This window comes from Corynebacterium sp., assembly GCF_030538285.1.
GTDB lineage: Bacteria > Actinomycetota > Actinomycetes > Mycobacteriales > Mycobacteriaceae > Corynebacterium.
In genome coordinates, this window is record NZ_JAUNUG010000010.1 from 1 (window position 1) to 20,964 (window position 20,964).

20 protein-coding genes are annotated in these 20,964 nt (G+C 65.4%); 16 read left to right on the forward strand and 4 right to left on the reverse strand.

All coding sequences use genetic code 11. The features are described 5' to 3' along the window. Both Q4G50_RS04915 and Q4G50_RS04920 read left to right on the forward strand, forming a co-directional pair. Nucleotides 1-203: hypothetical protein (locus Q4G50_RS04915; protein ID WP_303376531.1), on the forward strand; the 203-nt coding region annotated here is incomplete at its 5' end. Nucleotides 204-322: 119 nt separating this feature from the next. After that, complete coding sequence (locus Q4G50_RS04920; protein WP_303376532.1) at nt 323-586, forward strand: Rho termination factor N-terminal domain-containing protein; 264 nt, start codon at nt 323-325, stop codon at nt 584-586. On the opposite strand, the gene Q4G50_RS04925 is transcribed toward Q4G50_RS04920, so the two are convergent. Beyond that, nucleotides 572-1,078, reverse strand: a complete 507-nt coding sequence (locus Q4G50_RS04925; RefSeq protein ID WP_303376533.1) for a DinB family protein — start codon at nt 1,076-1,078, stop codon at nt 572-574. The genes Q4G50_RS04920 and Q4G50_RS04925 overlap by 15 nt on opposite strands. A 34-nt stretch (nt 1,079-1,112) precedes the next feature. Between Q4G50_RS04925 and Q4G50_RS04930 the strand changes: the two genes are divergently transcribed. Then, a complete protein-coding gene (locus Q4G50_RS04930; protein WP_303376534.1) occupies nt 1,113-2,270 on the forward strand; it encodes a glucose-1-phosphate adenylyltransferase family protein in 1,158 nt (385 codons plus the stop codon). On the opposite strand, the gene Q4G50_RS04935 is transcribed toward Q4G50_RS04930, so the two are convergent. Continuing rightward, complete coding sequence (locus Q4G50_RS04935) at nt 2,267-3,616, reverse strand: MFS transporter (RefSeq protein ID WP_303376535.1); 1,350 nt, start codon at nt 3,614-3,616, stop codon at nt 2,267-2,269. The two genes, Q4G50_RS04930 and Q4G50_RS04935, sit on opposite strands and share 4 nt — an antisense overlap. Before the next feature lie 100 nt (nt 3,617-3,716). On the opposite strand from Q4G50_RS04935, the gene Q4G50_RS04940 reads away from it, so the two are divergent. The 11 genes from Q4G50_RS04940 to Q4G50_RS04990 all read left to right on the forward strand — a co-directional run bounded on the left by Q4G50_RS04940 (nt 3,717) and on the right by Q4G50_RS04990 (nt 14,023). Then, nucleotides 3,717-4,640: an ABC transporter ATP-binding protein gene (locus Q4G50_RS04940; RefSeq protein ID WP_303376536.1), complete on the forward strand. Its 924-nt coding sequence runs from the start codon at nt 3,717-3,719 to the stop codon at nt 4,638-4,640. Between the two features lie 30 nt (nt 4,641-4,670). Continuing rightward, a complete protein-coding gene (locus Q4G50_RS04945; protein ID WP_303376537.1) occupies nt 4,671-5,447 on the forward strand; it encodes an ABC transporter permease in 777 nt (258 codons plus the stop codon). A 10-nt stretch (nt 5,448-5,457) separates the two neighbouring features. Next, the gene (locus Q4G50_RS04950) at nt 5,458-6,627 is read left to right on the forward strand and encodes a sensor histidine kinase (RefSeq protein ID WP_303376538.1); all 1,170 of its coding nucleotides are present in this window, start codon (nt 5,458-5,460) and stop codon (nt 6,625-6,627) included. Continuing rightward, entirely contained in the window at nt 6,624-7,232 is a 609-nt protein-coding gene (locus Q4G50_RS04955; RefSeq protein WP_303376539.1) for a response regulator transcription factor, read from the forward strand. Before Q4G50_RS04950 ends, Q4G50_RS04955 begins: the two co-directional genes overlap by 4 nt. A 42-nt stretch (nt 7,233-7,274) precedes the next feature. Next, nucleotides 7,275-8,114, forward strand: a complete 840-nt coding sequence (locus Q4G50_RS04960; RefSeq protein ID WP_303376540.1) for a sulfurtransferase — start codon at nt 7,275-7,277, stop codon at nt 8,112-8,114. Nucleotides 8,115-8,148: 34 nt separating this feature from the next. Further along, nucleotides 8,149-9,117, forward strand: a complete 969-nt coding sequence (locus Q4G50_RS04965; RefSeq protein ID WP_303376541.1) for a hypothetical protein — start codon at nt 8,149-8,151, stop codon at nt 9,115-9,117. A 40-nt stretch (nt 9,118-9,157) separates the two neighbouring features. Beyond that, entirely contained in the window at nt 9,158-9,709 is a 552-nt protein-coding gene (pyrE, locus tag Q4G50_RS04970; protein ID WP_303376542.1) for an orotate phosphoribosyltransferase, read from the forward strand. Further along, on the forward strand, nt 9,693-10,346 hold the full coding sequence (locus Q4G50_RS04975) for a TrmH family RNA methyltransferase (RefSeq protein WP_303376543.1): 654 nt from the start codon (nt 9,693-9,695) through the stop codon (nt 10,344-10,346). Before pyrE ends, Q4G50_RS04975 begins: the two co-directional genes overlap by 17 nt. Before the next feature lie 81 nt (nt 10,347-10,427). Then, nucleotides 10,428-11,627 (forward strand): glycoside hydrolase family 76 protein, encoded by a 1,200-nt coding sequence (locus Q4G50_RS04980; protein ID WP_303376544.1) that lies wholly within the window; start codon nt 10,428-10,430, stop codon nt 11,625-11,627. Between the two features lie 117 nt (nt 11,628-11,744). Next, nucleotides 11,745-12,776 carry a class II fructose-bisphosphate aldolase gene (gene fbaA, locus Q4G50_RS04985; protein ID WP_303376545.1) on the forward strand — a complete coding sequence of 344 codons (1,032 nt, stop codon included), beginning with the start codon at nt 11,745-11,747 and terminating at the stop codon, nt 12,774-12,776. Nucleotides 12,777-12,841: 65 nt separating this feature from the next. Next, nucleotides 12,842-14,023 carry an aromatic acid exporter family protein gene (locus tag Q4G50_RS04990; RefSeq protein WP_303376546.1) on the forward strand — a complete coding sequence of 394 codons (1,182 nt, stop codon included), beginning with the start codon at nt 12,842-12,844 and terminating at the stop codon, nt 14,021-14,023. Nucleotides 14,024-14,077: 54 nt separating this feature from the next. Here Q4G50_RS04990 and Q4G50_RS04995 read toward each other — a convergent pair whose 3' ends face one another. Both Q4G50_RS04995 and Q4G50_RS05000 read right to left on the reverse strand, forming a co-directional pair. Continuing rightward, nucleotides 14,078-15,031, reverse strand: a complete 954-nt coding sequence (locus Q4G50_RS04995) for a PRC-barrel domain-containing protein (protein WP_303376547.1) — start codon at nt 15,029-15,031, stop codon at nt 14,078-14,080. Between the two features lie 271 nt (nt 15,032-15,302). Further along, nucleotides 15,303-16,145: a hypothetical protein gene (locus tag Q4G50_RS05000; RefSeq protein WP_303376548.1), complete on the reverse strand. Its 843-nt coding sequence runs from the start codon at nt 16,143-16,145 to the stop codon at nt 15,303-15,305. A gap of 94 nt (nt 16,146-16,239) precedes the next feature. Here Q4G50_RS05000 and Q4G50_RS05005 point away from each other — a divergent pair, with 94 nt between their 5' ends. Continuing rightward, nucleotides 16,240-17,526: an adenylosuccinate synthase gene (locus tag Q4G50_RS05005; protein ID WP_303376549.1), complete on the forward strand. Its 1,287-nt coding sequence runs from the start codon at nt 16,240-16,242 to the stop codon at nt 17,524-17,526. A gap of 701 nt (nt 17,527-18,227) precedes the next feature. Continuing rightward, nucleotides 18,228-20,964 (forward strand): Rib/alpha-like domain-containing protein (locus tag Q4G50_RS05010; RefSeq protein ID WP_303376601.1); only part of this gene is annotated, 2,737 nt, incomplete at its 3' end.

Consider the following 20,964-nt stretch of genomic DNA (forward strand, 5'->3'; position numbering starts at 1 on the left):
ACGTCTCCGATGCGGCGAAGTCCTGGCTCGGCGAGCGCGGCTACGACCCGGCCTATGGTGCCCGCCCGCTGCGTCGCCTCATCCAGCAGGCCATCGGTGACCGCCTGGCCAAGGAGCTGCTGGCCGGTGATATCCGCGACGGTGACACCGTCCACGTGGATGTCGCCGAGGGTGGCGAGTCGCTGGACGTGACCCGCGGCTAGTCGAACGGTATGCAAAACCTGACCTGAACAGAGGTCAGGTTTTGCATTTCGCCTGTTCAGGCGCTGGGGAGCTCACATCGCCGGTGACATGTTGCAGACCGCCATCTACCCTCGGGCCCATGGCTGAGAACAAGGACCCCATCAAAGACCGAGAGCTTTACGAGTCGCTCCGCGAGGACGGTGCGAGCCAGGAGAAGGCCGCGCGCATCGCCAACGCCGCCGCGAACTCCTCCCGCGAGGAGGTCGGACGCCGGGGCGGCAATGCGGACGCCTACGAGGAGTGGACCGTCGATGAACTCCAGGAACGCGCGCGTGAACTGGACATCGAGGGCCGCTCGACGATGAACAAGGACGAGCTCATCAAGGCTCTACGAGACCACTGAGGGCATCCCGGCGATGTAGGCCACCTGCGCGAGGTGCTCGATGGCGTCGATAAGGATCGACGTCATGCGCACGTGCCGGGTGATCGGCTCCCCGTCGTAGGTGTCGATGATTTCGCCCCAGTCGCTCACCCCGCTGATGTACTGGTGGGCGGCGCCGAGGGTCGCGCCGATGTACTCGATGAGCACCGTGAAGTCCTCGACCTGCACGGATGCGGCCTCTGAGTGGCTGTGCCCATAGCCGAGGGTGTCACCGATCTCGCCGAGGCCGACACGCTCCCGGAACTCCTCCCACACCTCCGCGCCGCCGCTGAGGTGCGCGAGCTGCATGTCGATCTCCCGGCCGGTGTGCCACAGCAGCCAGGCGGGGGAATTGGGGTGCCCGCCGGGGTGGGAGTTAAGTTCGGCTGGGCTGAGTTCCCGGAGGCGGGGCAGGGTGAGCGCGGTGCGGGCGAGCAAGTCGAGGAGGAGTGTGGTCACGGTATCTCGGTCCATGCGGCCAGGCTACTCGGATCCGTACCATGGACCCATGAACGGCAACGCATCGAAGACGGTCGCGCTCATCCTCGCGGGAGGGCGCGGCAGCAGGCTCTCCCCGCTGACGGACGCGCGCCCCAAACCAGCCGTCCCCCTGGCCGGTTCCTACCGGCTTATCGACGTCGCGTTGTCCAACCTCACTCACTCCCAGATCCGGGATGTGTGGATCGCCGAGCAGTACCGCCCGAACCTGCTTAACCGGCATCTCGCCGGTGGGCGGCCGTGGGATCTGGACGGCACCCGCCACGGGCTGCGCCTCCTCCCACCGGGGGAGGGGGACACAGAAGATGGGTTCTCGGAGGGCAACGGGCACGCACTCTTCCAGCAGCTAGAGGCGGTGGAAGAGTTCGGCGCGCAGACCCTCATTGTGCTCAGCGCGGACCACCTTTATCAGCTGGACCTGCGCCCGGTGCTTGATCAGCACGTGGAGCTGGGCAGTGACGTGACGATCATCACCACCGAGATCGCCGAGGATCCCTCCCGCTACGGGGTGGTGTCCACCAAGGACCAGGATGTCACTGCCTACGACTACAAACCCGCATCCCCGCCAGGCCGCGTCGTGGCAACCGAGGTCTTTATCTTTGACGTCGCGGCCCTGCGCCGTGCCTGCCGTGATCTGCTCCCCGCCGGCTCCGACGGCTCTGAGCTGGGGGATTATGGCGAGACGATCATCCCGCACATGGTGGACAACGCCACGGTCCACGAGTACCGCATGGACGGCTACTGGCGGGACCTGGGCACCATTGACGCCTACTTCCGGGCCCACATGGAGCTCATCGAGGGCACCGGGATCGACCTGCACCGCCCGGACTGGCCGCTGTTGACCAACCTCTCCCAGTCGGCCCCGGCGCGGATCGCCCCGGACGCCGAGATCAACAACTCACTGGTCTGCCCGGGCGCGGACATCGCCGGCACCGTCGAGCACAGCCTCATCGGGCCCGGTGTGCGCGTGGAGAAAGGCGCCACCGTCCACCGTTGCGTCCTCATCGGGGATGTCACCGTCCCGGCGGGCGCGCACCTGGAATCCGTCATCGCCGACCACGGGGCCAGCATCCCTACCGGCCGCACCGGGCAGACGAAGCCGGGGCCGGGGAACATCACGGTGCTCGTCGATAAGCACACTGACGAGGGCGATGCCCTGACGCCTTAACCTGCGAGGTCCTGGCTCGTGGCCGCGTAATGGTCGCTGAGGCGGCGGTAGGGGCGGGAGAGGAAGGCCAGCAGCACCACGACCAGCATGATGATGCCGGAGCCTAGGAACATGAGCGCCATGCCGCGGGTCTCGCCGGGGCCGAGCAGCCAGCCGAAGATCTGCGCGCCGGGTCCGGCCATCCACGGGATGACATAGGCCTGAGCGATGAGCGCGACGGCAATGGTCGACAGCGGGTTGGCGGCCATCTCCACCGCCATGGCCAGACCGAAGACGCGACCCTGCTGGCGGAAGGGCACCACCCGCTGGAGGATGGTCTGCTCGGCGGCCTCGGCGGCGGGGATGGTGAGCATGAAGATGAAGATGCCGCCCGCATACAGCCACCACCACTCGCGCAGGCCGAAGACCATGCCGATGAGCGCGACACCGATGTTGACCAGCAGCAACGTGCGGACGGGGTTGGTGCCGAGACCGACTTTCGCCACGATGGCACCGCCGGCGATGAAACCCAAGCTGGTGACACCGAGGACCAGCCCCCAGATCTGCGGGGAGAACAGTTCCAGGCCGTAGGGGTCCATGAGGGCGGTGTACACCCCGCCGATGAGATTGTTGAAGCTGGAGAAGAGGATGAGCGCCAGCAGACCCGGCACCGCCAAGATGACCGCCCAGGATCCACGCAGGTCAAGGCCCTTGCTCACGGGCGCCGCCTCCGGGGTGGCCGCGCCGGGGTCCCCCGTCGCTTCCGCGGCGGTGACGATGCGGTGCTCGGGGATCTGCACCGGCACGAGGTGCACCAGCGCGACGACGGTGAGAGCCAGGGCAATCCACATCGTTAACTCCATGCCCAAGTATCCGATGGATACTCCGGAGAGGATCGAGGTGGCAAAAAACGCCGCCCCCTGCACGGCCCCCACCAGCCCGTTGGCCTTGTCGCGGCCGTCCTCGGGCACTAGCAGCGTCACCACGGTGGACAGGGCGATGTTGCGCATGTGCTCCACCACGGCTCCGATGAGGACGAGGGCCGCGAAGATCAGCAGTGCGGGGTCGGAAGCGGAGACCTCGCCTGGTGTCACCCCGATGACCCACACGCCGGCGGCGGCCGCGAAACAGATCAGCGTGGTCACCGCGGCGAACATCATGACGTTTTTCTTGCGGTTGTGGTCGACGACGGATCCGAAGAAGATCGACCCGACGGCGATGAGTCCCATGTACAGGCCGTTGAGCACGCCGGCGAGTCCGACGTTGCCGGTTTCCAGGTAGACCCAGAACGTCAGCGCGAACCAGAGGTAGCTGGTGGTGACGTTGGCGATCAGGGTGTTGATCAGCACGTGGCGGAAGTTGTTCACCAGGGGAGAATACACCCTGCCGGGCGCCCATGACATCTGTCATACAGATCGCTGACAAACGCCCCTACCAGCGTCAACGCTCCCCAGCGACGATAGTGGCATGACTACTTCAGCAGCCATCACCGTCCACGGTCTCACCCACCACTACCGCACTGGCAAAACCACCTTCATCGCTGTCGATGACGTGTCGTTCCACGTGGAACGCGGCGAGGTCTTCGGCCTGCTTGGCACCAATGGTGCGGGTAAGACCACCACCCTGGAAATCCTCGAGGGGCTGAGCGCCGCCACTCACGGCGAGGTCCGCGTGTTGGGCCTCGACCCCGTCGCGGATCGCCAGCAACTGCGCCCGGACCTGGGCATCATGCTCCAGTCGGGCGGCCTGCCCAGCCAGCTCACCGTCGCCGAGACGCTCCGGATGTGGGCCGGTACCTGTTCCACGCCGCGTCCCGTCGAGGACGTGCTTATCGACGTCGACCTCACCCACCGCGCCACCATCAAGGTCGGTTCCCTGTCCGGCGGCGAGCAACGGCGCCTCGACCTGGCGTGCGCCCTCATCGGCGATCCGGCGCTGCTGTTCCTCGACGAACCAACGACCGGGCTCGACCCGGAATCGCGCCACAACGTGTGGAATCTGCTCGACGCCCTGCGGGAGCGCGGGGTGACCATGCTGCTGACCACGCACTATCTCGAAGAGGCGGAGGCGTTGTGTGACCGGATCGCCATCATGCACGCTGGCCGCATCCGAGTGGAGGGGACGCTCGAAGGTCTGGTCTCGGCTGTCCCCGCGACCATCACCGCCACCCTCCCGGAGCATCACCCGCCGCTGCCGGAGATGCCGGGGGCCTATGTCTCCCGTGACGGTAGCCGACTGACTATCTCCACGAACCAGCTCAGCCTCGACAGCTTCCGCCTGCTCACCTGGGCCGCCCACGGCGGTGTAACCCTCGAGCATTTCGCCGCCCGCCCCGCCACCCTCGAGTCAGTGTTCCTCGACATCGCCGGCGCCGAGAGCCTCACCGTCTAAAACACCGTCTAAAGAATCAAGGAGAATCCCGTGTCCACTCTCACCCGCACCCGTTCCCTGGCACGTGCCGAGGGCCTGCAATTCACCCGCAACCGCACCATCGTCGGCATGGCGATCATCATGCCGCTGCTTTTCCCGCTCGCCATGTTCTTCCTCTACCTGCGCATTGATACGCCGTGGATGGCCACGGCCAGTGCTCTGGAGGTGTTCCTCGCCTTTGCGCTGCTCTTCGTCCAGTTCTATGCGGTGTTGTCCATGGCGACGACGCGCCGCGATGAGAAAGTGCTCAAACGCCTGCGCACCGGCGAGGCCACCGACCGGGAGATCCTCGTCTCCCTCTGCCTGCCCGGCGCGGTGCTCCTGCTGGTGATGAGCATCATCTTCACCGTCGTGCTGCTCGCCACCGGGGCGCCACTGCCCGTCAACCCGCTGCCTGTCGTGGTGGCGTTGGTCCTGGGCATCGTGCTCAGTTCGGCGCTGGCGCTGCTCACCTCGGCGTTCACCAGCAACGCGGAGGCGGCCCAGGTCACCTCGATGCCGGTGTTCCTCCTGGTGTTGGGCTCCATGTCCGCCTTCCGCTTCCTCATCGAAGGTCCGGCTGCCGCCGTCATTGACCGCACCCCCTTCGCGCTCATCCTTGACCTGGCGCAGCAGGGTTGGTTGGGGGCTTTCTCCCCGGACAGTCCGGTGCTGAGCGCCGGGGAGGTGTTCGCGATGTCGTGGCAGAAGATGCTTCTGCTGACCCTGTGGACCATGGTGGCGGTGTGGGCGGCGAATCGCTACATGCGCTGGGACTCCCACCGTTAGGCTGGGCACCGTGAAGTCGACCACTCACCTGCGTCACCCCGTCCGCTCGTGGCGGGGTCTTGGTCGGGCCGCGAAGTTCCTGCTCTACACCCGCCTGTCCATCCAGTTCACGGTGATCGCACTCCCGCTGTTCTTCCTCCTCCCGGCCGCTGGCGCGGAGAGCATTCCCGCCTGGTTGTTGGTACTCATGGTGTCGGTGGTGCTCGCCGCCGTCACGGTCAGCGCCGTGGCGTTGGAGCTGCAGCCGGCCCTGAATCTGGAGCCGCGCCGGGATCACCGCCCGTGGTTCCGCGGCGGGTTGCTGGCCCTGGTGGCCGGGCTGGCGATCACGATCGTGGGGGCCCTGGCACCCGTGGCGCCGGGACTGCAGATGGCGTCGGTATTCCTGGCGATCGCCGTGGGGCAGTGCCTGAGCCTGGCGTTTCTGCCTTTTACGCGGGGACGCTGGTGGTGGGTGCTGGGGCTCACTGTCATTCTGGTGCTCACGTTCGCCGACGGCGTGGGCTCTGATCCCGCCATCATCTACCTCATTGTGCTGCCGTCGCTCCTCGCGTCGGTGACCATCATGTCGGTGTGGACCGCGGGCGTCATGCGGGAATCGGAACGGGCCCGCCATCTGGAGGCCGAGCTCAAGGTGAGCGGGGAGCGGCTGCGTTTCGCGCAGGAACTCCATGACACGCTTGGCCAGCACCTGGCGGCGATGTCCATTAAGGCGGAGTTGGCGCAGAAGCTGGCGGAACGCGGCGATGGGCGCCTGGCCGATGAACTGGCCGATCTGCGCGCGCTTGCCGCGACCTCCCTGTCGGAAATGCGCGAGGTGGTCCAGGGCTACCGCTCGGTCAACCTCGCCACGGAGGTCGAGGGCGCACGTTCCCTGCTTGCCGACGCCGCCATCCCCCTCACCGTCACCGGCGACAGCCTGGATGTTCCCGCGCCGCACCGCGAGATGGCGGCGTGGTTCGTCCGGGAGGCCACCACCAATCTGCTGCGCCACGCCGACGCCAGCACCGCCACGCTTAGCCTCACACCACAGGCGGTGACGATGATCAACGACGGGGCGCACGGGGACGTCGGTAAGCCGGGTGGACTTGATGCTTTGCGACGCCGCGGCGCGCACCTGGAGACCACCCGCGACGACGGGGTGTTCACCGCCACCCTCAACCTGGAGGAAACATCATGATTCGGATCGCCATCGTGGACGATGAATCGCTTGTCGCGCAGTCGCTGGGCACCCTGCTCGGGTTGGAGGAGGACCTGGAGGTCGCCGTCGTCGCGGCCTCGGGGGAGGAACTCATCGACTGGTGGCGGCGCGGGCAGCAGGTCGACGTGTGCGTCTGTGATCTGCAGATGGGTGGCATCGACGGAATCGAGACGGCCCGCCGGATCTGGGACATATCCCCGCAGGTGCAGGTGCTCATCGTCACCAGCCACGCCCGCCCGCGGGCGCTCAAGCAGGCCCTGGCCGCCGGGGTGCTGGGATTCTTGCCGAAAACAGCGACGGCCGCCGATTTCGCCACCGCCGTGCGGGCGGTGCACGCCGGACGCCGCCACATCGACCCGGAACTGGCGGCACTGACGATCTCCGCGGGGGAGTCCCCACTCACCGAACGCGAGGCGGAGCTGCTGGAACTCGCCGGACAGGGCGGGTCGGTGGAGGACATCGCCGCGGCGGCGTATCTCGCGCCGGGCACGACGCGGAACTACCTGTCCTCGGCGATGAGCAAAGTGGGGGCGCAGAACCGATTCGAGGCCTATACCCGGGCGCGGGAGCACGGCTGGATCTGAGACCCGGGCACGTCGGCCCAACCCCACCTAATATCGAGATATATGAGCACCTTCGTAAGCGCCGACTCTCTGCGGGACGACATCTACCACGGTCTCAACCAGACCGTCCTCGCCTCCTACTGGGCCCCGGGTGAGGGTGCGGGCTACAAGCGTTATGAATCCGAACACATGCCCACCGCGCTGTTCTGCGACCCGGCTTATGCCCTGGCCGGGATCCCCAGCTCCGACGGTGGCCGTAACCCCCTGCCGGAGGCCCACTACCTGCAGGACTGGTTCAGCCGCTGGGGGTTGGAGGAAAACAGTCGCGTGGTGGTCTATGACGAGGGGCCGGGCCTGCTGGCGGCCCGCGCGTGGTGGATCCTGCGGTGGGCGGGCATCGATGATGTGCAGATCCTCGATGGGGGGCTCAAGCGCTGGGACACACTCGGCTACCCGATTGTCGGCGGGCCGGGGAACTTCGCCACCTCCGATGGTGGGGCGGTGCGCGTCGGTGCTCTGCCCGTCGCCGACATTGATGATGTCCGCGATCACCTGGCCGGGGGAGGGGTGCTGGTGGATAACCGCGATGCGCGCCGTTTCGCGGGCCGCCGCGAGATCCTCGACCTTAAGGCCGGCCATATCCCGGGCGCGCTGAACATCCCGGTGAAAGACCTGCTCCACGAGGATTTCACCATCCGCAGCAAGGAGGAGGTCCGGGAGCGTTTCGCCCGGGAGGGCATCACGGACGCTTCCGGGATCATCGTCTACTCCGGTTCCGGTAACCACTCGGCCCTGGCGATCGCCGCCCTGGAGTACGCGGGGCTGGGGTGCCCGACGCACTATGTGGGCGGCTGGTCGCAGTGGTCGGCGGATCCGACGAACCCGGTGCAGCGGGGCTTCTGATTTTTCGACCTTCCTGGCACTACGCTCGGAGGTGATGTCGACTCTTGCCTTTATCCTCGCAGCGGCCGCCGCCGGTGGTGCCGCGGCGTTGTGGCGTCTGGATGGGCGTCGGCAAGCACCCGCCCCGGATCCCGAGCGTCAGCGCCCCAGCCTGCACCTGCCGGGTGCGCTGCGCCGTGAGCGCCGCGCCTGGGCGGAGGGGAAGGGTTATGATTTCGCGCGCCACGATGACTGGCTCAACGACGAATGGTCCCGCGGCGCTGCTGCTTCCGGGGCGGTAGCCCGGGACATTGTCAGTGGTCAGGCCTATGGTCACGAGATGTTGCTCATGGATATCGGCGGCGTCAACGTCATGGCCATGCGCCGCGGCGCGAGCTCGGATGTGGTCCTCGATGCCCGCCGTGGCGGCCTCGGACAGGAATCCTCGGCGGATCTTTTGGAGGCGTTCACGCTCGGCGAGTTCACGGTGTTGGCCACCGATATCGGCGTCGCCGAAAGGCTTATCGACGAACGCGTCACCACCGCTTTCGAGGTGTTCCCCGAGGTAGTCACCGCCGTGTGGATCGAGGCGGACTGGGTGCTGGCCCAGACCGCGAAGGGTTCGCACCAGGAGGACTGGGAGGCGATGCTCGCCCCGCTGGCCATGCTTGCCGACGCCGCGCGTGCCCTACCCCCGAAGGCCACCGCCGCGCAGACGCTCGACATGGAGGATCTGGATCCCACCCGCCAGATGCCCGGGCCCCCGGAACCGGGTTTCGGGGTGCTCGCCGTCGCGCGGGAAGGTTCGGATGGTGCGGAGCGCCCCCTCGTGCAGCGGCCCGAGGAGCCGCTGGATCTGCCGACCCGCCGCCAGGTGGTGGCCCGGGGTGTTGTCGAACCCCGGGACGTCGGGGCGGATGAGGTGGAGGCGATCGCGGACGGCGCCGAAAAGCCCGAGAGCCAGATGCGCGGGGCACGCATGCCGCGTGACCTCAGCGGCGGCTCCTCCCTCTTCGACGACTAAGATTTTCGCTCTAGCCCCCGCATAACCAAGGAGAAACCCTATGAGCCGCACCGATGTTGACGCCACGCAGCTGGCGAAGCTGGCGGAACTGGTCAAGGAACTGGCGATCGTCCACGGCAAGGTGACGCTGTCTTCCGGCAAGGAGGCCGACTACTACGTCGACCTGCGCCGGGCGACGCTGCACAATGAGGCATCCCAGCTCATCGGCGCCCTCCTGCGCCAGCTCACCGCGGACTGGGACTACGTCAGCGTGGGTGGGCTCACCCTGGGTGCAGACCCCGTGGCTACCGCCGTCATGCACGCTGCGGGCCGCCCGATCGACGCGTTCGTGGTGCGCAAGGAAGCCAAGAAGCACGGCATGCAGCGCCGCGTGGAGGGCCCAGACGTGGTGGGCAAGAAGGTGCTCGTCGTGGAGGACACCACCACCACCGGCAACTCCCCGCTCACCGCCGTCGCCGCGCTGCGTGAGATCGGCGCCGAGGTCATCGGTGTGGCCACTGTCGTCGACCGGGACACCGGCGCCGATGAGGTTATCCGCGCTGAGGGCCTGGAATACCGCTACCTGCTGGGCCTTGATGATCTCGGACTCTAACCCTGGTCCCACCGAGTGGGGTGAAGGCCGGCACGGCGTCGGCCCGTGGGAGGGGGCGTGGCCCGACGGGGAGCACTTCGATCCGGAACTGCTCGCCGAGGGTGATCGGCGCAACGTGGTCGACGCCTACCGGTACTGGAACAGGGAAGCGATCGTGCGAGACGTCGATAAGCGGCGCCACCCGCTGCATGTGGCGATCGAGAACTTCGAGAATGACGCCAACATTGGCACCGTCGTACGCACCGCCAACGCCTTTGCCGTGGACACCGTGCACATCGTCGGGCGGCGGCGCTGGAACCGGCGCGGGGCCATGGTCACCGACCGCTACCAGCACCTCATGCACCACCCCGATGTGGAATCGCTGCTCGGGTGGGCGCTGAGTAATGATCTGACGGTCGTGGCCATCGATAACACTCCGGGATCGGTGCCATTGGAGACAGCGCAGCTGCCGCGTGAATGCCTGCTGCTGTTCGGCCAGGAAGGGCCCGGGATCACCCCGGAGGCCGCGGAAGGCGCGCTCATGACGTGTTCCATCGCGCAGTTCGGGTCGACGCGCTCCATCAATGCCGGCGTGGCGGCGGGTATCGCCATGCACGCCTGGATCAGGCAGCATGGAGATCTCAGTCACGCCTGGTGATCTGGGCGTGACTCAAACGCAAAGGAATCGTTATCATGGTGTGACACTTCACGGATGCAGCATGGGAGCGAAGTAACAGACGTGCAGGAAACCTGGGCGCACCGCGCCGACCTGGCGGAATCCGCCATCAACGAACGCCACGGCTCACGCCTGTGGGGGCTGCCGCGCACCAACTTGGCTGTGGTCAGTTGGCCGCCGGCCACCAAGGAACGCCTCTTTCAGCGCTGGCACTACTGGTGGCAGGCCCATTACCTCGACTGCCTCGTCGACGCTGCGCAACGCCGTCCCACCCGGGCGCGGCGGCGCACCATCGCCAACACCATCACCGGCATCCGCCTGCGCAACCTCGGCCCCCTGACCCAGAATCGCTACTACGACGACAAGGCGTGGCTGGCGCTGGCCCTACGCCGCGCCGGCGCCCTCAACCAGGTCGCCATGCCGAAGGTCCTGCCGAAGCTGGAGCACAACCTCGTCGACGGCATCGATTCCCTCACCGGTGTCCTTCCATGGCGCAGCGGGGAGACGTTCTACAACGTGCCCTCCAACGGTCCGGCCGCCATCATGATGGCCCGCACGGGCCGCCTGGAGGAGGCGCGCAGCATCGTCGAGTGGATCCACGAGCACCTCATCAACGATGACGGCCTGGTCATGGACGGCATCCGCATGCGGATGCACGGGCCGGAACTCGTCGAGAACATCCATCCCTACTGCCAGGGAGTCACCCTCGGCGCGAACCTGGAGATCGCCCTCGCCCTGCGCAAGAAGGCCGGCTTCGCACACGGCGACACCATCTCCGGGCTGGCCGATGCCGAGGCCGTCGACGAGGCCATGCCGTACATCACCCGCATCCGTGCCCTCGTGCAGGCCGTGGCGGTGCACATGGCCACCCCCTCCGGGGTCATCGACTGGACCACCGGCGACGGCGATGGCGGCCTGTTCAAGGGCATCCTCGTGCGCTACCTCGCGGACGTAGCAGTGCGCCTGCCCTCCGATAACGCCGCGAATCGGGCCGCGAAGAAGATCGCCGCCCGCCTGGTGCTGGCTTCCGCCGAATCCGTGTGGAACCGGCGCCTGGAGGTCGATGGCCTGCCCGTCTTCGCCACCGACTGGACAGCCGATGCCCGTCTGCCGCACAACTTCGGTCTTGCCCCGTCGACCCTGCCGGAAGCGCTCGGCGTCCTGCGTATCGACGAACGTGACCTCTCCGTCCAACTCTCCGGCTGGATGCTGCTGGAGGCTGCCGCGCGCGTGCTGGCAGAATCGGACACCCGCAAGTTGTAGGCCTGCCCGAATCGGGGGGAGTGGAGGCTGGCGAATCCGCCGCTGGCGCGAGCGCGGAAACCCAAAGGCGGGCATACTGGTATGCGGACCTGTTTGAACTACCCGGAGGATCACCCTATGCCTATCGCGACTCCTGAGATCTACAACGAGATGCTCGACAAGGCCAAGGAGGGCGGTTACGCCTTCCCGGCCATCAACTGCACCTCCTCTGAGACCATTAACGCTGCCCTGAAGGGCTTCGCCGAGGCTGAGTCCGACGGCATCATCCAGTTCTCCACCGGTGGCGCCGAGTTCGGTTCCGGCCTGGCCGTGAAGAACAAGGTCGCCGGCGCGGTCGCCCTGGCCTCCTTCGCGCACGAGGCCGCCAAGCACTACGGCGTCAACGTCGCACTGCACACCGACCACTGCCAGAAGGAGGTGCTCGACGAGTTCGTGCGCCCCCTGATTGCCATCTCCCAGGAGCGCGTCGACGCCGGCGAGCTGCCGCTCTTCCAGTCCCACATGTGGGACGGTTCCGCCGTGCCGATCGACGAGAACCTCGAGATCGCCCAGGAGCTGCTGGAGAAGTCCCGCAAGGCCAACATCATCCTCGAGATCGAGATCGGTGTCGTCGGCGGCGAGGAGGACGGTGTGGAGGCCAAGGCTGGCGCCAACCTCTACACCACCGCAGAGGACTTCGAGAAGACCATCGATGCCATCGGCACCGGTGAGAACGGCCGTTACCTGCTGGCCGCCACCTTCGGCAACGTCCACGGCGTGTACAAGCCGGGCAACGTCAAGCTGCGCCCGGAGGTCCTCCTCGAGGGCCAGCAGGTCGCCCGTAAGAAGCTGGGCCTGTCTGACGACGCCCTGCCCTTCGACTTCGTCTTCCACGGTGGCTCCGGCTCCGAGAAGGAGAAGATCGAGGAGGCGCTGCGTTACGGCACCATCAAGATGAACGTCGACACCGACACCCAGTACGCCTTCACCCGCCCGATCGTCTCGCACATGTTCGAGAACTACAACGGCGTGCTGAAGATCGACGGCGAGGTGGGTAACAAGAAGGTCTATGACCCGCGTTCCTACCTCAAGAAGGCGGAGCAGGGCATGGCTGAGCGCGTCATCGAGGCCTGCCAGGACCTGCATTCTGTGGGCAAGACCGTCAAGTAGTCTTTCCCCACTGGTCAAGCCCCGCCCTGTGCGGGGCTTTTTCCTTTTCACTACTGTGAGACCTCATGGCGAAGTTGAGAATCGGCACCCTGGAGCGTCTCCGGCAGGTGGAAGGATCCCTGGAGGCGCGTGTTCTGCGCGTACGTAAGCGCCTGTTCGCCATCCTGCAGGCGGCGGTGGCTGCGGGTCTGTCCTTCTGGGTGGCTCAGTCTATGTTGGGCCACCCCCTGCCGTTTTTCGCCCCGATCACCGTGGTCATCGTTCTCGGATTGGCCGGGGGTGAACGCATCCGTAAGGCGCTGGAGCTGTCCTTCGGCGTCATCGTCGGCGTCGGCTTAGGCGATCTGCTAGTCCACTACACGCCGGACGGGGTGTGGATGATCCCGCTGGTCGTGGGCACCTCGTTGCTGGTGGCGTCGTTTTTGTCGAAATCCCCACTGGTGAGCAACCAGGTGGCGATCGGTTCGATCCTTATCGCCACGATCCTCCCACCGGGCACTGAAGGCGGTGGTCCTGACCGTATGCTCGACGCTTTCGTCGGCGCCGCCATCGGCCTGCTCACGCTCGCGTTGCTGCCGTCCTCGCCTTTGAATTCGGGGCGTCAGGAAGTCTCGAAACTGCTGGGTATCGTTTCGTCCGTGCTTGACGACGTCGCCGTCGCCCTCGACACCCGCGACGCCCATGCACTCGATAAGGCGATGGAGGCCGTGCATAACACGCAGGCCGACATCAACAACATGGTCTCCGCGGCCGCCCATGGCCGGGAGATGGCGGTACTATCACCGCTGCTGTGGGGTTCACGTCGCCGGGTGCGCTCGCTGGAGCGGATCCTGCCGGCCGTGGAGTACACGATGCGCAACGCCCGTGTCCTCGCCCGCCGCGCGCTGGTGCTGTGCCAGGACGGCGACCGGGTGTCCGTGCGGTTGATCAACATCGTCGATGAGCTCGCCGATATCGCCGCCGAGCTCTCCGATGTCTTTGACGTTCGCACCTCCTCCAATGAGGCCCAGGACATTCCCGGATTGGTGCGTCGCCTGCAGGTCATCGGTGCGCGCTCCGGCATGGACGCCATCAGCGAGAAAGCCGTGCTCTCCGAGTACGTCATCCTCGCCCAGGCCCGCTCCATCACCGCCGACCTGCTTGAGGTGAGCGGCTGGTCGCGGGAATCCGCCCTGGCGGCCCTCGCCCCGACCTCCGCCACCCCGGCCCGCCCACCCGAGCTGTGGCCCGGGGTGAGCGGGGAGTAGTGGCGAAACCCCCGTCCACCTTTCGGTGAGCGGGGGTCGCGGTAGGGTCAGCGCTTAGTAGTTGGAGCGCGGGATGGGCTGGTCGCCGTCACCGAGCGGGCGGCCGTCAGCGTCGACGTTGCCCAGATCACGCGGGTCATGCTGCTCGCGCAGGGAGTGATCCTGGTCGGCGGTGAGATCTTCACCGCGTTCGACGTGGACCTCTTCACGCTCCACGGGAACCTCGACGGTCTCGGTGGTCCGGACGCGGTACTTGCGCAGGCGGGTCTCGCCGGGGCGCAGGTCACGCTCCTCGTGGCGCTCACGGTCACCGTCGCGGTCGCGGTCCAGGTGGGCATCATCGGCGTGATCGCGCTCGCCGGTCTCGTAGTCGCGGAGCTGCTCGCGCGGCTCGTCGCTCATGCCGTGGGCGCTGGTACCGCGGGCGGCACGGTCCTCGGGGGTGCGGTCGAGGCCGAGCTCGTGGTCGGACTCGGCGCGCAGGCGGTCGGCGGAGTGATCGCCGGTGGGGCGGTGATCACCGAAGCCGTGGACGTCAGTACCCTCGGCGACACCGGCGGCACCGGTGGCAACACCCGGGGCGACAACCTGGTCGCCCGGCATGCCCTGCGCGGCGGTCGGCTCGACACCGTCACGCTGCAGGTCGGCCTCGCGGCGATCGTCGTCGAAGCGGTGCGGCTCGTACTCCGTCTCGTTCGGGGTGCCGTCCAAACCGAAGTGACGGTAGATGGTGGCGTGGTCCTCCTCGGAGAGGTGCGCATCGTCGCTGATGTTCGGCGCATCCTGGATGCGGTCCTTGGAGAAGGCGAGCTGCAGGTTCTCACCGTCGAGACGGTGGCCGCGCAGCGGCACGATCGACGAGCTCATACCGAACAGGCCGTGGCCGACCTCGACGAAATCCGGCTGACCGGTGGAGTCATTGACGTAGACCTCCTTGACGGAGCCCAGCTTCTCACCGTCGCGGTCATAAGCGGTAGCGGTGGTGAGGTCCTGAATGTTGCGGTTCATAAGAACGTGTCCTTTCGGGTTGATGTGGTAACCCGAGCCTAGGAACACCACCCGCTTTCGGCCACGAAAGTGCGGTCCGCGGCAGCGCGCCTTGAAAAAACCTACGAGAGAGTTACAATTGCCGCGCTGTCCTGGGAACATGCTCCATTAATAATGGATTCCGCTGGTCAATCCCTATGGCCTGGCCACGCTGCGACGCTGCCGATTTCTGTGACGGCGACCACAGAAGGGGGCGTCGATAAGGAAAAAGTCAAATGTGAGTTTAATCACATTAAGGGCGAATGATCTGCAGATCCCGCAGGTGACGGTAAAAAGTCGAGCGCTCCAGCGGGCGCTTGTGGCGTACCCCATCGATGGTCACGGCCAGGGCCGGGCCGCCGGCCTGCACAGCGCGGCCGGTCGCCAGGGAATCCGGGTCCACCGGCGTCGAACCGGACAGGCGGTGTGCGAGGCGCTGCCGGAAGCTCAGCTTCAAGTTCTCCGGCTCGCGCATGCGCACGGCGGCGATGCCGGGGGCGTCGAGCATGGGGACGAGGCGGGTGCCGAAGACGCCGTCGAAAGCGACGTCTTCCCGGCCCTCATGGCGGATGAGGACATGATCGTTGACGATGACCTCGCCGGTGATCTCCCCGCCCTCCCATTCTGTGATCGTGGCCGAACCTGCGACGGCCAGGCCCAGGTCAGTGCGGATAAGCGGTACCGGACGCACCGCACCCGACAGGGCGATGCGCCACGGCGAATCCAGCCCCCAGTTGGCAGCCGCGACAGAATCACCCACCGGAATAAACCCGACCTGCGCCCACAGGTAATCTCCCCGCATCATGCGGGTGAGAACGGCCGACAGTGCCGCATCGGAACCCACGACGATGATGCGCAACTTCTCCGCCAGATGCGGGGCCTGCGGGGCCAACGCCGGCTCCGCCAAGTGCGCGACATCCGGCTGCTGCGCGATCTCATCGAGCGAGGGCGTGGGATCAGTCGGGAGCATCTCCGCCGCGATCGCATCAAGGGGGGTGAGGTCACGGCGGCCGGGGATCGCCGGCACGCTCACGACAGTGCCGGGAACCTTAGTTGGAACATCAACATCGCCACAGCGCAGGATCACCACTCGCATGAGGGTTGATCCTACAACCCGTAGTAGAATGGTAAGCCGTCTGTGGCTTTCAAGGGCCACGCGTTCCCGAAACTTGAGCGGAAGTGACCCAATAATGGCTGCAATCGTGATCGTCGGTGCCCAATGGGGCGATGAGGGCAAAGGTAAGGCCACCGACATCCTCGGCGGCGAAGTCGACTACGTGGTCAAGCCCAATGGCGGCAACAACGCCGGCCACACCGTCGTCGTCGGCGGCGAGAAGTACGAGCTGAAGCTCCTCCCGGCCGGCGTGCTCTCCGAGAACGCGGTGCCGATCTTGGGCAACGGCGTGGTGATCAACCTCGAGGCCCTCTTCGAGGAAATCGACGGCCTCGCCGCCCGCGGCGCCAACCCGGAACGCCTGCGCATCTCCGCCAACGCCCACCTTGTCGCCCCCTATCACCAGGTCCTGGACCGCGTGCAGGAGCGCTTCCTGGGCAAACGCGCGATCGGCACCACCGGCCGCGGCATCGGCCCGGCATATGCCGACAAGGTCTCCCGCGTGGGAATCCGCGTGCAGGACATCTTCGACGAGTCCATCCTCCGCCAGAAGATCACCTCCGCGCTGGACGTGAAGAACCAGGTCCTGGTCAAGATGTACAACCGCAAGGCCATTGACCCGGAAGACATCGTCGACTACTTCCTCGGCTACGCCGAGCGTCTGCGCCCCATGGTCATCGACGCCGACCGCGTGCTCAACGAGGCCCTCGACGAGGGCAAGCGTGTCCTCATGGAGGGTGGCCAGGCCACCATGCTCGACGTGGACCACGGCACCTACCCCTTCGTCACCTCCTCCAACCCGACCGCCGGTGGCGCCTGCGTCGGCTCCGGCATCGGCCCGACCCGCATCACCAGCACCCTGGGAATCATCAAGGCGTACACCACCCGCGTCGGCGCCGGCCCCTTCCCGACCGAGCTTTTCGACAAGTGGGGCGAGTACCTGCAGACCGTCGGCGGCGAGGTCGGTGTGAACACCGGCCGCAAGCGCCGCTGCGGCTGGTACGACTCGGTCATCGCCCGTTACGCCTCCCGCGTCAACGGCTTCACCGACTACTTCCTGACCAAGCTTGACGTGCTCACCGGCATCGGCGAGATCCCGATCTGCGTGGCCTACGAGGTCGACGGGAAGCGTTTCGACGAGATGCCCATGACTCAGACCGACTTCCACCACGCCGAGCCCGTCTTCGAGACCATGCCCGCCTGGGACGAGGACATCACCGGCTGCACCACGTTCGCGGAGCTGCCCCAGAAGGCCCAGGATTATGTCCTGCGCCTGGAGGAGCTCTCTGGGTGCCGGATCTCCTACATCGGCGTTGGCCCAGGCCGCGATCAGACCATCGTGCGACACGATATCCTCAGCTAGAGCCGGGAAAACTGGGGAAGGGCTGAGAATTCCTCAGCCCTTTTCGCTTATCGACGGCCGCGTGGTCAGACCCGGTAAGGGGCGGGGGTAACCTGTGGCCCGAATGTTGTGAAGATCACACTCTGGGGAGGGATTTGGGAAGCTTTAGTATCCCCAATAGCTATACATATGATCTTTCTTAAGTCTGAACGGAATGAGTCATATGCAAAGGTTTTAGTGACGGCGAGTAAAAGTCGGTGGTGGGGAGGGTGTGTGGGTCGCGTGCGGAGTGCGTGAAAGTAAATACATCTGACAATCGCAATTAGGGCTGCACGCTTCCTGGGTGATTCCTGTAAGTGTCCCTGGGAATCGTGGGAGCGTGACGCGTCATGTTGTGTGATCTCTGTCAATTTCCTCGGGGGTGGGGGCACTTTTGTTTGTGGGCCAGCTGGGGGCGGTGGACATATCCTCTTTTTGAGCAAGATGTGGGAAAGAAACGGTAACGATTCGGTCGCACGGTTCCCGCATCAACGCTGCGCCGTGTCTCGGTGAGCGAGGCGCATTATCACCTTCTCGAGAGGAAACCCATGCAGAACCCCACCAGTCGTCCGAGCGGTAGAAGGTACCGCCGGGGCATCTCGATTGCAGCGGGCGTGCTGTCCGTCGCGATGGTCTCGCCCTTCGTCTCGCCCGTTGTTTATCCCCAGGCTGCCCCTGTGGCTATGGCGCAGGAGCTTGCCCCTGCTGTCACAGGCTCCAAACACTCCACCGGTGTGTGGGAGGGGGCGCATACCGTCAATGGATACGTATTCATCGATCGCGGTAGTGGGTCAAAGCACTACAATGCTGACTTCGGCGATGAGTACATCGATGGAATCCAGGTTAGCGGCTACTGGATCGACGAGGACGGCGCCAAGTCCCCCGTGTACCACACCTTCTCAGGCGAAGGTGATCTGGCGTCGGGGCATTTCTCGCTTCTCTTCGAGGAGTGGGTGGATGCCAACGGAGTTCGACATACCTTCAATGCCCCGCTGAGCGGTGAGCAGGTCAGCATCTGGGCCACCCTCCCGGATGGATCGCAGTACCAGATCTCTTTCCAGGATGCCTACCCTGTTGGTGACGGAAACAAGCGTTCCCGTGCGATCTGGCTGCCGGCATACGACCGTGTGGACAACTGGCACATTGCTTTGCAGGACAAGCCAGATCCCTCCTGGCTTTCTCTAGAGAACCCGACCGGGCCGCAGAATGATGCGACGTACCCGGGCCAGAACGGTGGTCACATCACGGGCACAGTTTTCTGGGATCCGTGGACCAACCCCGCCGACTTCCTTTACCCCTCGGTCAATGCCAACCGCGGAGACATGCTCGCCGAAGGAATCACTGTGGTGGGCTCTTATGTGCAGGATGAGGTTGCTCGACGCTTCGACCAGTGGAAGCGGGACAACTCCAACTGGGCAGGTGTCGCCCAGTACACGATTCCTCAGTTCCAGGCTGCCCAGAAGCAGATCATGGAGGCCTACACCGCGGAAACCGGAAAGCCGGCCATTGCGGAGACCGTGACATCCGTTACCAATGCCCAGGGCGAGTACAAGCTGCAGTTCCAGGGGTTGTGGGGCAATAGCCACACGAATAGGGGCATCATGCGGGAGAACTGGAACGGGCAGGGCGTCTGGGGAGACCTTGTGAGCGATCCGGGTACCGGTTCCTGGGTTGCAGGCAACTGGTACTCCAAGCACATCAACTCTGATTACATGTACGTGTACCCGGTCATGCCTGAAGGTGTGTCCGCCACCATGTCATCTTTCCAGAGCGCCATGTTTACTTCTCCGGTGGACGTCACCATTGGTCAGGGCAACGCGCTCGCGCTGCAGACTTTCACCCCGATCAACTTCCCCCTGTACGCACTGGACCCCAAGTTCGACGTCACCCCCTTTGATTCGGTATCTAACCCGGCCATGCCGGGCGACACCGTCCAAACGACGTCGTCAGGTCTCGTCCCCGGACAGACCTACTACATCCAGTGGCAGAGAAGCACACCTGATGGTCTGGTCAATGTTGGCGAGCCGTGCGAGGCGGTCGCAGGCCCAGACTCCTCCGTTCCTTCTTGCCCGCTCACAGTTCCTGAAGATCTCACCGAGACCACGATCTACTCGGCGACCCTCTACCAGCCGGCCGGTGACGAAAGAAACGTCTACGGCGTGGACTCCTTCGCCGCAATTCCGAATGAAGCAGAGACCCCGCTTGGTTCGCTCGGAGACCCCTACACTGGTTCCTTCACCCAGGACGTCCCGGCAGGTGCCTCCGTCACCTACTCCGCCGCTGGTCTTCCCAATGGCCTGAGCATTGACCCGAACACCGGTGAGATCACCGGCACTCCGGTCGTGGCAGAAGACGGCACCAGCCCGGTCGGCACCTCCGAGGTGGTCATCACCTCCACCATCACATATGCAGATGGCAATACTGGAACCGTTGAGCGCACCGTCGAGATCTCGATCACCGACACCGAGCTTGCTGACGCCACCCTCGGACAGCCCTACACCCAAGAAGTGGCACCCCAAGGCCTCCCGGCTGGCGCCACCGCATCGGGTATTTCCGTTGAGGGTCTGCCTGCAGGTCTGACCTTCGATCCAGCCACCAACACGATCAGCGGCATCCCGTCAGAGGTTGGCGAGTTCGAGGATGTGGTCATTTCTTACACCGTGACCCTGGAAGACGGAACCGAAGTTACCCACCAGGACACCGTTTCGATGTCTGTTGTTGGTGACCTCGCGGCAGCGTACGCGCCGATTTACGAGGGCACCGTAGCGGAGCCGGCCGTCGTCGCGTCCTCTCAGCCCCCGACCTTCGACAACGAATTTACCGAGGAGGTCGAGACCGAAGCAGCTCCGGAAGGCACCACCTTCGCCGCAGGCGAGCTGCCGGCTGATTACACGGTTGGCACCTCCGTTGATACGCTGCTGCCCGGCCAGGTTTTCGTTGACCCGCAGACCGGTGTTGTCTCCGTCAGCCCGCTGCCGAGTGGCGGCGAATCAATTCTCGAGATCCCGGTGATTGTCACCTACGCAGACGAGACAATCGACGAAGCCACCGCGATCTTCAACGTCGGCGCCGATCAGGCAACCATGCTGGTCCCGATCTACCAGGAGACCTCCGCACAGCAAGGCGGGGAAGAGGTAACGGTCAACGCACCCCTGGATCAGAACGGTGCTCCCCTTCCGGCTGGCACCAACTTCGTTGCCGGTGATAACTTCCCTGACTGGGCCACGCTCAATCCTGACGGCTCCATCATCGTTGCCCCTGGTGCCGACGTCCCCGTCGGCCCCGTCGATCTTCCCGTCACCATCAACTACCCGGATGGTTCCACGGAGGAGATCTTCGCGATTGTCACTGTGACTGATGGGGTCGCGCCGGTGATTTCTCCGATTGAGGATGTCATTGGTACTGAGGGTGCGCTGATTG

What these genes read in the sequence shown, in the direction of transcription:
- Q4G50_RS04930 (WP_303376534.1), top strand. Translation starts at nt 1,113, where the DNA reads ATGAACGGCAACGCATCGAAGACGGTCGCGCTCATCCTCGCGGGAGGG.
- Q4G50_RS05005 (WP_303376549.1), top strand. Translation starts at nt 16,240, where the DNA reads ATGGCTGCAATCGTGATCGTCGGTGCCCAATGGGGCGATGAGGGCAAA.
- Q4G50_RS04940 (WP_303376536.1), top strand. Translation starts at nt 3,717, where the DNA reads ATGACTACTTCAGCAGCCATCACCGTCCACGGTCTCACCCACCACTAC.
- Q4G50_RS04920 (WP_303376532.1), top strand. Translation starts at nt 323, where the DNA reads ATGGCTGAGAACAAGGACCCCATCAAAGACCGAGAGCTTTACGAGTCG.
- Q4G50_RS04925 (WP_303376533.1), bottom strand. Translation starts at nt 1,078, where the DNA reads ATGGACCGAGATACCGTGACCACACTCCTCCTCGACTTGCTCGCCCGC.
- pyrE (WP_303376542.1), top strand. Translation starts at nt 9,158, where the DNA reads ATGAGCCGCACCGATGTTGACGCCACGCAGCTGGCGAAGCTGGCGGAA.
- Q4G50_RS04960 (WP_303376540.1), top strand. Translation starts at nt 7,275, where the DNA reads ATGAGCACCTTCGTAAGCGCCGACTCTCTGCGGGACGACATCTACCAC.
- Q4G50_RS04995 (WP_303376547.1), bottom strand. Translation starts at nt 15,031, where the DNA reads ATGAACCGCAACATTCAGGACCTCACCACCGCTACCGCTTATGACCGC.
- Q4G50_RS05000 (WP_303376548.1), bottom strand. Translation starts at nt 16,145, where the DNA reads ATGCGAGTGGTGATCCTGCGCTGTGGCGATGTTGATGTTCCAACTAAG.
- Q4G50_RS04965 (WP_303376541.1), top strand. Translation starts at nt 8,149, where the DNA reads ATGTCGACTCTTGCCTTTATCCTCGCAGCGGCCGCCGCCGGTGGTGCC.
- fbaA (WP_303376545.1), top strand. Translation starts at nt 11,745, where the DNA reads ATGCCTATCGCGACTCCTGAGATCTACAACGAGATGCTCGACAAGGCC.
- Q4G50_RS04975 (WP_303376543.1), top strand. Translation starts at nt 9,693, where the DNA reads ATGATCTCGGACTCTAACCCTGGTCCCACCGAGTGGGGTGAAGGCCGG.
- Q4G50_RS04990 (WP_303376546.1), top strand. Translation starts at nt 12,842, where the DNA reads ATGGCGAAGTTGAGAATCGGCACCCTGGAGCGTCTCCGGCAGGTGGAA.
- Q4G50_RS04955 (WP_303376539.1), top strand. Translation starts at nt 6,624, where the DNA reads ATGATTCGGATCGCCATCGTGGACGATGAATCGCTTGTCGCGCAGTCG.